The organism is Bacterioplanes sanyensis (genome assembly GCF_002237535.1).
In the GTDB taxonomy this organism is placed as follows: Bacteria; Pseudomonadota; Gammaproteobacteria; order Pseudomonadales; family Oceanobacteraceae; genus Bacterioplanes; species Bacterioplanes sanyensis_A.
Genome location: NZ_CP022530.1, coordinates 1242216 through 1252500, shown reverse-complemented (window position 1 = coordinate 1252500; position 10285 = coordinate 1242216). Strand labels below are relative to the sequence as shown.

Annotated in this window: 12 protein-coding genes (1 of these 12 running past the window's edge); 6 read left to right on the top strand and 6 right to left on the bottom strand. The window is 56.5% G+C overall.

What is annotated here, in order from left to right; all coding sequences use genetic code 11:
• Positions 1-312: the 5' portion of a tyrosine--tRNA ligase gene (tyrS, locus tag CHH28_RS05840; RefSeq protein WP_094059433.1), read on the bottom strand. 981 nt of this gene lie to the left of the window's left edge; 312 of the gene's 1293 nt are visible here — the first part of the coding sequence; its start codon is at positions 310-312; its stop codon lies off the left edge, out of view.
• Between the two features lie 173 nt (positions 313-485).
• On the opposite strand from tyrS, the gene CHH28_RS05835 reads away from it, so the two are divergent.
• Positions 486-1865 (top strand): peptidoglycan DD-metalloendopeptidase family protein, encoded by a 1380-nt coding sequence (locus CHH28_RS05835; RefSeq protein ID WP_094059432.1) that lies wholly within the window; start codon positions 486-488, stop codon positions 1863-1865.
• Positions 1862-2935, top strand: coding sequence for an anhydro-N-acetylmuramic acid kinase (locus CHH28_RS05830; protein WP_094059431.1), 1074 nt, complete (start codon positions 1862-1864; stop codon positions 2933-2935). Before CHH28_RS05835 ends, CHH28_RS05830 begins: the two co-directional genes overlap by 4 nt.
• A gap of 3 nt (positions 2936-2938) precedes the next feature.
• Here CHH28_RS05830 and CHH28_RS05825 read toward each other — a convergent pair whose 3' ends face one another.
• The 5 genes from CHH28_RS05825 to argC all read right to left on the bottom strand — a co-directional run bounded on the left by CHH28_RS05825 (position 2939) and on the right by argC (position 6124).
• Positions 2939-3382, bottom strand: a complete 444-nt coding sequence (locus CHH28_RS05825) for a DsrE family protein (RefSeq protein WP_094059430.1) — start codon at positions 3380-3382, stop codon at positions 2939-2941.
• Positions 3383-3400: 18 nt separating this feature from the next.
• Positions 3401-3748 carry an iron-sulfur cluster insertion protein ErpA gene (gene erpA / locus CHH28_RS05820; RefSeq protein WP_094059429.1) on the bottom strand — a complete coding sequence of 116 codons (348 nt, stop codon included), beginning with the start codon at positions 3746-3748 and terminating at the stop codon, positions 3401-3403.
• 119 nt (positions 3749-3867) lie between these two features.
• Positions 3868-4314, bottom strand: coding sequence for a bactofilin family protein (locus tag CHH28_RS05815; protein WP_094059428.1), 447 nt, complete (start codon positions 4312-4314; stop codon positions 3868-3870).
• Positions 4315-5058: a DUF6776 family protein gene (locus tag CHH28_RS05810; RefSeq protein ID WP_094059427.1), complete on the bottom strand. Its 744-nt coding sequence runs from the start codon at positions 5056-5058 to the stop codon at positions 4315-4317.
• Between the two features lie 34 nt (positions 5059-5092).
• On the bottom strand, positions 5093-6124 hold the full coding sequence (gene argC, locus CHH28_RS05805) for an N-acetyl-gamma-glutamyl-phosphate reductase (RefSeq protein ID WP_094061992.1): 1032 nt from the start codon (positions 6122-6124) through the stop codon (positions 5093-5095).
• 100 nt (positions 6125-6224) lie between these two features.
• Between argC and CHH28_RS05800 the strand changes: the two genes are divergently transcribed.
• The 4 genes from CHH28_RS05800 to CHH28_RS05785 are packed head-to-tail and all read left to right on the top strand — an operon-like array spanning position 6225 to position 10264.
• The gene (locus tag CHH28_RS05800; RefSeq protein WP_157729798.1) at positions 6225-7946 is read left to right on the top strand and encodes a chloride channel protein; all 1722 of its coding nucleotides are present in this window, start codon (positions 6225-6227) and stop codon (positions 7944-7946) included.
• Positions 7946-8368 (top strand): protoporphyrinogen oxidase HemJ, encoded by a 423-nt coding sequence (gene hemJ, locus CHH28_RS05795; RefSeq protein WP_094059425.1) that lies wholly within the window; start codon positions 7946-7948, stop codon positions 8366-8368. Before CHH28_RS05800 ends, hemJ begins: the two co-directional genes overlap by 1 nt.
• Before the next feature lie 13 nt (positions 8369-8381).
• Complete coding sequence (hemL, locus tag CHH28_RS05790; RefSeq protein ID WP_199244012.1) at positions 8382-9677, top strand: glutamate-1-semialdehyde 2,1-aminomutase; 1296 nt, start codon at positions 8382-8384, stop codon at positions 9675-9677.
• Between the two features lie 11 nt (positions 9678-9688).
• Positions 9689-10264: a hypothetical protein gene (locus CHH28_RS05785; RefSeq protein WP_094059424.1), complete on the top strand. Its 576-nt coding sequence runs from the start codon at positions 9689-9691 to the stop codon at positions 10262-10264.
• Positions 10265-10285: the final 21 nt, after the last annotated feature.

The window sequence follows — 10285 nt, the reverse complement described above, 5'->3', positions numbered from 1 at the left end:
ACGAATCTTATCGGCCCAACCGGCAACAATGTCAGGCGTATTCAGCTGACGCTCGGCCGCTTTAAAGCTCGGGTCACCGATCAAGCCGGTAGCACCACCCACCAATGCGATGGGTTTATGCCCCGCTTGTTGAAAGCGCTTCAATACCAGCAACGGCACCAAGTGCCCTAAGTGCAAGCTGTCTGCAGTCGGATCAAAGCCACAATAAAGTGCACGCGAGCCTGTGTTCAGGTGTTCAACCAGTTCTTCGTCGGCAGTCACCTGGTTGATCAGGCCCCGCGCCTTTAAGTCTTCAATCAATGCGGCAGTCATATCAGCACTCAATATTGTGATGGTGAAAAGGAGGCTGAACATACCTGAACAAAGGTTAAAATCAAGCCAGCCACATCACGCTGGCCGCAACTAACGAATCCTGGCTGCAGTAAATCGCCGGCGGATTGTTTAAACTGCCAGCGTTGCCAGAATGTAGATTAAGGTTTTTTATTATGCCTCTGCCGGGACGTTTGCAGTATTTCCCCGCTCCACACCTGATTGCTGCTTCAGCTTTATTATTGTTATTGGCGGTGATCTTTGTATTGCCTTCACCGCAACCCAGCCAGCGCAGTGTCACCACCAAGCTGGTCATTCCCGCCGCCGATGAACAACCCAAACCGTTAGCGGCTCCAACCCAAAACAGCAACACCTCCGATGCCACCACGATAGCCGACACCCAGTCCTCCGAAACCCAGCCCTCCGCCGTCGAACCCATCATTACCGAGCCACAACTCACTTGGGAAGAAGATACGATTAAGCCCGGTGACAGCTTGTCTACGCTGTTCGAGCGCAATACGCTGCGCGCCGCCGACATGTTGGAAGTGGCCGCCAAGCTGCCGAAGGACGCTTTGAAACTGCAGCCCGGTCAAACCCTGCGGTGGGTACGCTCCGATGATAACGGTGTCTTGCACCTGGAGATTCTGATCTCACCACTGGCACGTCATGCCCTGGCCAGAGACGAGCAAGGCAAGCTGGGCTACCAGCTACTGGAGCGTGATGCCGAATATCGCCCACACCATGCCAAAGCCACCATTAACAACTCCTTGTTTGTCGATGGCACCAGCGCTGGCATTCCAGAGGAGATTTTGATCGAGCTGGCCGGCATTTTCGGTTGGGACATCGACTTTGCTCTCGACATTCGCGAGGGCGATCAATTCAGCCTGATCTTTGAAGAAGTCTTTTTAGACGGCGAGAAAATTGGCAACGGTGATATTCTCATCGCACGTTTCATCAACAATGGCCGCGATCTGACCGCCATTCGATTTGAAGACGATGAAGGCAACAGCAGCTACTACACGCCAGAGGGTCGCAGCATGCGCAAAGCCTTCTTGCGCAATCCTATCGACTTCTTCCGCATCAGCTCGCGTTTTAACCTCAGCCGCAAACACCCGGTGTTGAATCGCATTCGTGCTCACAAAGGCACAGACTACGCCGCACCACGCGGTACCCCGATTAAAGCCGCAGGCGATGGCAAAATCACTTTCGCCGGGCGCAAAGGTGGATACGGCAACGTGGTGATCATTCAGCACGGCAGCCGCTATCAAACCCTGTATGCGCATTTGAGCAAGTTCAACCGCAATGCGCGCAAAGGGCGCAGCATTAAGCAAGGACAGATCATTGGCTACGTCGGCTCAACGGGTCTGGCCACCGGCCCACATCTGCACTACGAATTCCTAGTTGATGGCGTACATCGGGACTCATTGCGAGTGAAGCTGCCGAAAGCGGAGTCCATCGCCAAAAGCGACAAACCGCAGTTCTTGCAACATGCCCAAACCATGCAGTCTTGGCTAGAAAGCAACGGCGATGTGGCCAGCGCGGAGTCGTTTGAATGACGCTGTACATCGGCCTTATGTCCGGCACCAGTGCCGATGGCCTCGACGCTGCGTTAGTGGAATTCGGTCCAACGCCACGGCTGCGTGCTAGCTATGCATTGAAATACCCAGCCGAGCTGCAACGCCAGTTACGACAACTGGCCACCAGCGACACAGTCGCCGTCGCATCGTTATTGGACGTGCAGCACACCCTGGCCGAACTCAGTGTGACGGCCGTGCAGCAGTTACTGCACAGCGCCGATCTACCGGCCAGTGCCGTGCGCGCTATTGGTTCCCATGGCCACACATTGCATCACCGGCCACAGCCCAACTGCGCCAGCTGGCAACTGGATAACCCCAGTTGGCTGGCCGAGCATACCGGCATTACCTGCGTCGCCGACTTTCGTCGCCGAGATATCGCCGCCGGCGGCCAAGGCGCGCCATTGGTGCCGGCATTTCATCGGCAAATGCTCGCCAACGAGCGCGGCATGGTGCTGAACATTGGCGGCATCGCCAACCTCAGCATGCTGAATCATGACGACGTCAGTGGTTTCGATTGTGGCCCGGGCAATGCGCTGTTAGATGAGTACTGCCAGCAACAGCATTTGGGTGCTTGCGATCAAAACGGCCAACGGGCCAGCCAAGGCAAGGTCAATCAGGCGTTGTTAGAGCAGTGGTTGCAAGACCCATACTTCACCACCCCACCGCCACGCAGCACTGGGCGTGAACACTTTAATCTGCAGCGCTTTGCCGTGCCTGTCGGTATGCATCACAACGACGCGTTGGCCACACTGCAGCAATTGACGGTAAACAGCATCCGCATGGCGGTGCAGCACTATGGCCTGAGCTCAGCACCGATTTGGGTGTGTGGTGGCGGCGCACATAACCAAGCAATGATGGCAGCGTTGCAACAAGCGCTGCCGCATCATGCTGTCGCCAGCACCGCAGACATTGGGATTGATCCGGATTGGGTGGAGGCCATGGCGTTTGCCTGGCTAGCGAAGCAAGCGCTTGAAGGTCAATGCGGTAACATTGCCAGCGTAACCGGCGCGGCCGGCGGCCGCATTCTCGGCGGCATTTACCCGGCCTAAACGTCAGAAGAAGGCGTAGCCCGCTTCTTGCAAGCGCTGAACTTCATCGCCGCCAAACGGTACGGGCTCAAGAAAGGCGGGCAGCTCGTCGGCCAAAATGCCATTGTCTCCCATCCAGCGTTGGCACACTTTCAGGTCAACCACGTTAAAGGCATCGAGCTTGGCGGCCAAATCGATCAGTTGTTTGTGGGTGTCGTAACTGCTGCGTTTGAACAGCTGAATCTCTTGGCCATGCAAGACGATGGCAATCGGGTCTTCGGTGCGATATTGGCCGTCGCCATTGGCGACTTGCTCGGCGCGCGTCAGCAGGCGCTGTAACTCATCTGCCGTGTGCAGCTCCACCATGGCTTGCAACTTCTGCGGTGCACTGACCAGCGGCGTTGCCACTTTCGGGTCGGCCATAACCAAGGATGTGAATACCAACAACAGCCAGCACAGTGAACGCATGCCTTTCTCCTGAATGAGTTAAATGGAGAAAGAAGAACCGCAGCCGCAAGTCGATGTGGCACTGGGGTTGTCCACGGTGAAGCGCGATCCTTCCAACCCTTCTTTGTAATCCAACACAGAGCCAACAAGATAACCGTAACTGAGAGAATCGACCAGCACACGCACGCCTTGGTCGGTGATCAAGGCATCGTCTTCGGCGCGGTCGTCGTCAAAGGTGAAGCCATACTGGAAGCCCGAGCAACCGCCACCGGTGACAAACACCCGTAAGCACAGCTCGTCATCGGCCTCGTCTTGCAAGAGTTCACGTACCTTGTCCTTGGCCGCAGCGGTTAACTCGAACGGAGCAGCTTGTTCAACAGCACTCATAGGAACTCCAATGTGAGCCGTGTGGCTCGTTGTCAGAAAAATCTTGCCCATCGGCGGGCTCAGGTTTGCGCCAGGCCGTCACTGCAGCCCGAGGCGCATTATCCGCTTACCTGAGTAAATCAGTCAACTTTACCCGGCGCTGAACCAACACCCATTTCCGGCTGTGGCGCCGGCGCAGGTGCTGGGCTGGACTTCTTACCCTGGCCTTTGCTTTGGTGATGCAACTTACCGTTCACTTCGGCACCCAACACCATTTCCATGGCTTGGTAGTAGACGTCGCCGCGTACGCGGGCTTTTTTCGCCAGTTCGATGTATTCACCAGCATGCACGTCGCCCAGTACCTCACCATTGATGATGATATTGGGGGCGTGAATCTGTCCTTCAACCCGGCCCTTGTCACTGATGCGCACAATCGCGCCAGAGCCAGCCTCAGCCAGCAAATTGCCTTTCACCACACCATCAATATGCAGGCCACCGGTGAACTTGAGATCACCGGCAATCTCGGTTTTAGCGGAGATCAGCGTGTCGTAATGCGCGCTGCTGCCCTTGTCTTTACTGCTAAACATTTATGCCTCTCCTTGTGGTTGCGGCCATTCTTCTGTGCGTTCTACACGTTGTGCTTTGCTGCCTGTCGCCTGCAACACCACCTGTATCTTCTGCGGCTGAAAGTCATCGGGTAATGACAACCGCCCTTTCACTTCCTGGAAGTAACGGAAGCGGAATTTAATGCCCAATTCGGTGATCTCTGGGTCGAGCTCTCTGAGCGGCAAAATCACTTGCTCACCTTGGCGCTGGCCGATCACATTGACCGCCGCCAAGCCGCTGATGTAGCTGGAGTTATCGGCCACTTGAGTGAGCACAATGGAGTAATCTATGTGACTGCCATCGGCAGTGGTAATGTCCATCTTGCTAACGCGCAGACCTTTATCTCCAGAACTCGGCGCCATGATGCCTTTGTAGAAGCTGACTTCTTCTTCAAGGCTGGATACTTGCGCTTTTAACTCACGCACCGTTTGGCGAATGCCCTCGGTAGCTTGGCGATCAACCTCGCCACCTTTCTCCAACACCTTCACGCGCTGGGTCATTTCTTCGATGCCGCGCTCGGCTTGCAACAACTGGCCCTCAAAGCTGTCGCGCTGCTGCGTTAAGGTATTGATGGTCTCCATGCTCTGGTAAGTGCCAGCAAAGTAACCGCCCGCACCGATCACAATCAGGGTCAGCCAAAAATAAAAGAAACGTCGTACTCTCTGGCCTGGTTCATAGTGGCGAATTACCAACCGATCTTGCTGGCTACCTTTAACTACTGCCATGCTGTTACGTCCTTCTGAATCCGGGTGTTATCCGTTACGGCATCAAGGCCACGTGATTAAGGCCACAGGTTTCTTCCAGGCCAAACATCAGGTTCATATTTTGCACCGCCTGGCCGGATGCACCTTTCACCAAGTTATCGATGGCTGACAAAATCACCACCTGATCGCTGTACGCCAGTTTATGCACAGCAATTCGACAGACGTTGCTGCCTTTCACACTGCGTGTGCTGGGGGCGCTGCCGGCTGGCATCACATCAACAAACGGCTCATCGGCATAACGCTGTTGATACAGCTGCTGCAGCTCTTCTTGGCTGAGATCACTGCGGCAGTAGAGCGTGGCGTGAATACCGCGAATCATTGGCGTCAGATGCGGAATAAAGGTCACATCCACCGAGCTGCCAGCGGCATCGCTCAGTACCTGGCGAATTTCTGGCAAATGGCGGTGCCCTGAGACGCCATAGGCGTGTAGGGATTCACTGGCTTCACACAATAGCGAGCCAACTTTGGCGCCGCGACCAGCGCCGCTGACGCCAGTTTTGCAATCCGCAATCGCACGTTGGTCTTTCAGTAGACCTTTCTCCGCCAGCGGTAACAGACCCAGTTCGATAGAAGTCGGGAAACACCCAGGCACCGCGACCAGCTTGCTGTCGCACACCTTGCTGCGATAGCGCTCGGGTAACCCATACGCAGCTTGATCCACTAGGTGTGGGGCACCGTGGGCCTGGCCGTACCAGCTTTCCCACGTAGCGATATCGGTTAAGCGAAAATCGGCGGACAGATCCACCACCCGCGCACCGGCGGCAAGCACCTCATCGGCCAAGGCATGCGCAACGCCATGCGGCGTGGCAAAGAACACCAGATCACAGGCGGCCAGCGCTTGAGCATCCGGGACGGTAAACTTTAAATCTACATGCCCGCGCAAGTTGGGGTATAAATCGGCTACCGCCACCCCTTCTTCACTGCGCGAAGTAATGACACGCAACTCGACTTCCGGGTGATGCGCCAATAAACGCAGCAGCTCGACTCCTGTGTAGCCTGTTCCGCCTACTATACCGACCTTGATCACAGCGCCCCCTTCAGTCATTTCATTATAAAAGAAGCGTATAATATAGCTTATGCCGGGTTGTGGACACCGGCCCTCTTCACCCGCCACCAATGGAATGCCCATGCGATGGTCCGGCTTGCGCCAACATTGGCAACAACAGATTGCCCTGTCTGACAGCCAGATAGGACTGGCGCTTTTGGCGCTGTTGGTCGGACTGGCCAGCGCTGGCTTGATTACCCTATTTCGTCTTGCCATCGAATGGCCGTTAGTCGCCTGGCTGCCGATGCAACACGCGGAACACTACGAAGCGTTGCAGCCATGGCTGCGCGCCGCATTGGTGTGCATCGGCGGTGCGGTGTTACTGGCCGGTTTTTATGCACTGCCGACCGAACGCCGCCATGTCGGCGTTGCTCACGTACTGCAACGCATGGAGCAGCACCAAGGCTATTTGCCGCTGAGCAATATGCTGGTGCAGTTTGTGGCCGCCGTGGTGGCCCTGATCAGTGGCCACAGTGCCGGCCGCGAAGGGCCAGCCATTCACTTGGGCGCCGGTGTTGCCAGCCAGATGGGTCAGCGCGCAGGTCTGGCGCACCACCGGCTACGCATTCTTGCCGGCTGCGGCGTCGCCAGTGCCATATCCGCGTCCTTCAACACGCCCATGGCTGGGGTAATTTTTGCCATGGAAGTGGTGCTGCTGGAGTACAGCATTCGCGGCTTTATTCCGATTATTCTGGCGTCCGTGGCAGGTGCCATTGTCAGCGAGGCCGTGTTCGGAGCTGAAACGGCCTTTCTGGTGCCAGAGCTGGACATTCATTCGCTAAAAGAAATACCCGTTATTTTGTTGCTCGGCATTCTGGCCGGCATCGTCGCCAGCAGCTTTATATTGCTGGTGCGCCAGCTGCAACAGTATCAACACTGGCCTCTGTGGCTGCGCTGGGGAGGGCTAACCCTAGTCACCGCGCTGATCAGCTTTTGGCTGCCGGAGTTGCTCGGCATCGGCTACGACACAGTGAATGCGGCCTTATTGGGTGAGCTGGCATTGGCGACTTTGGCGTTGTTGCTGTTGGGCAAGTTGCTGCTGGCAGCCTGGGCCGCTGGTGTGGGATTTCCCGCCGGGCTGATTGGCCCGGTGATGTTTATTGGTGCCTTGCTCGGAGCCATGCTGGCGCAGGTCGCCATCCACTGGTTTCCCGATTACCCGATTTCTGCCGGTTTCTACGCCATTTTGGGCATGGCCGCGGTTATGGCGGCATCCTTACGAGCACCGTTGGCCGCCTTGGTGGCACTGCTAGAGCTGACCGCCAATCCGAACATCATCATGCCCGGCATGCTGGCCATCGTGATTGCCTGCTTAGTCGTGAGCGAGGTGTTTCATCTGCCATCGGTGTTCAAGCTGCAGCCGGCTGCCAGCGCCGAGCCCAGTGCGGTGCAACAATTGCTGCGCAACACTTGGGTAGCGCCGTTGATGCAACGTTCTTTTATTGCCGTCGATCGTCATATCAGCATCACCACCGCCGATTATCTGCTCGGCGAGCAAGTGCAGTGGTTACTGCTCAGCGATGAACACACGCTATTGCCCGCCGCTGACCTAGCGCATTGGTTAACCCAACAAGATGAGCGCCCAGAGCGCATCGATTTGCTCGCCATTCCCGCCGAGCGCGAGCAAACCGCTTGGCTGCCTCTGCGGGCAAATCTGCAGGATGCTTTAGACCAAATGCAGTCGGCTCAATTACAATGGCTGGCCATTACTCGCCGAGAGCAAGAACCACATTGTTTGGGATTGCTGTCGCGCGAGCAGGTAGAACATTTTTACCGCTACCAACCTGGCCGTAAGGAGCCTTGATGCTGTGGGTTAAAGCCTTTCATATCGTCGCCGTGGTGACCTGGTTCGCTGCGATCTTTTATCTGCCGCGTTTATTCGTTTACCACGCCAGCGCTGAGGATGAAGTCTCGCGTGAGCGCTTCAAAATCATGGAGCGCAAACTCTATCGCGGCATTATGTGGCCATCCATGGTGGCAGTCATCGCGCTAGGGCTGTGGCTAATCAGCTTTAGCCCCAGTTATTACATGGCCGCCGGCTGGATGCACGCCAAGCTGACCTTGGTGGCAACCATGGTGGGCTACCACCTGTATTGCGGCCATGTGCGCAAAGTATTTCTGCACGACCAAAACCTGCGTTCACACGTGTTTTATCGCTGGTTTAACGAAGTGCCCGTTTTCATTCTGATCGCCATTGTCATTCTGGTGGTCGTCAAACCCTTCTGATTGAGAGCCCTTTATGAGCTATTCCATTGCCCAATCTGAGTCCTTGTTTAATGCCGCACAGCAGCACATTCCGGGGGGTGTGAATTCGCCCGTGCGTGCATTTAAAGGCGTGGGCGGTACCCCGATCTTCTTTGACCATGCCAAAGGCGCTCACGTATTCGACGTCGATGGCAATCGTTACATCGATTACGTTGGCTCTTGGGGGCCAATGATTCTTGGCCACAGCGCGCCAGAAATCTTGGACGCCGTGCGTGAGCGCATGGAAAAAGGCCTGAGTTTTGGCGCCCCCACCGGCATCGAAACCGAGATGGCCAACGAGGTGTGCAAACTGGTGCCATCCATGGACATGATACGCATGACCAACTCAGGCACCGAAGCCACCATGAGTGCCATTCGCCTGGCCCGTGGTTTTACCGGCCGCGACAAGCTGGTGAAATTTGAAGGCTGCTACCACGGTCATGCCGACTCACTATTGGTGAAAGCCGGCTCAGGTGCGCTGACCTTAGGCGTACCGACGTCTCCCGGCGTGCCAGCGTCCGTCGCCGAGCACACCATCACGCTGGAATTTAACAATCTCGACAGCGTGCGCGAGTGCTTTGCCCAAGTCGGCGATCAGATTGCAGCCATCATCGTTGAGCCTGTGGCGGGCAACATGAACTGCATTCCGCCGAGCAAATCTTTCCTGCAAGGGCTGCGTGAACTGTGCGACGTGCATGGCACCGTGCTGATTTTTGATGAGGTGATGACTGGCTTTCGCGTAGCAATGGGCGGCGCCCAAGCCTGGTACGACATCACTCCAGATATGACTTGCTTGGGCAAAGTCATTGGCGGCGGTCTGCCGGTCGGTGCCTTTGGCGGCAAGCGCGCCATCATGGAGCATCTGGCTCCACTGGGCCCTGTGTACCAAGCCGGTACCTTGTCAGGTAACCCTTTGGCCATGTCGGCTGGTCTGGCGATGATGAAAGCGATCCAAAAACCAGGCCTGTACGATCAGCTCAATGCCCGAGTAGAACAGATGCTGGCTGGCTTCCAGCAAGCCGCTGACAAGCACGGCGTCGCCTTTACCAGCAACCGCGCCGGTTCCATGTTTGGCCTGTTCTTTACCGAACTGGAGCAAGTGAGCTGCTTTAAAGACGTGGCCGAGCAGTGTGATGGCGAGCGCTTTAACCGCTTCTTCCACGGCATGCTGGAGCAAGGTGTTTACCTGGCACCGTCGTCATTTGAGGCAGGCTTTATGTCGGCGGCGCACAGCGAGCAGGACATCAACGACACCATCGCCGCTGCAGAGCGGGTGATGGCGACCCTGTAGAGCTCAGCGACATGTGGGTACTTGGCAGCGTCTTGGCAGCAATCTGTGCTCTGGTGATGGCGTGGGTCACACGTCCGCGCGGCAACTGGAGTGGTGGCGATGCGGGGCGCTTCTGCGTCGCCGTCATCTTGTTGCCGGCCTCCATGCTCAATGGCATGGCCGCCGGCAGTGACAGTGCAGAGCTGAATCATGCCACGCAGCTACTGCTGCAGTTGACACTCTATGCGGGCTTGCCGTTATTGGCCGCGATTGTTGCTGCCGAGCAGTTCGGCCATTTTTTCAGTCGGCTGATTTGGGGGCGCGCACTGCTGGCCATTTGCGCGGTCTTTGCGCTCACTCGCAGCGGACCATATCTGCACTACTGGCTGTTTCTGGTATTGGCTGTGGCGCTGGTGGGGTTGTTATGGGGCGCTTGGCAGCGACGTTCAGCTTGCTGGTTGGCAACGCCCATCTGGTGTGGCCTGCTCATCGGCTATTGGCAATTCAACATTGTTAGCCACAGCGCCTTATGGTTTTGGCTGGCTGGCAGTTTGCTATTGCTGACTTTGGTGCGCCGGGCCCCAGAAACGGCAGAGGGTCAGCCCTAAGGCTGACCAATCTAACCCAGC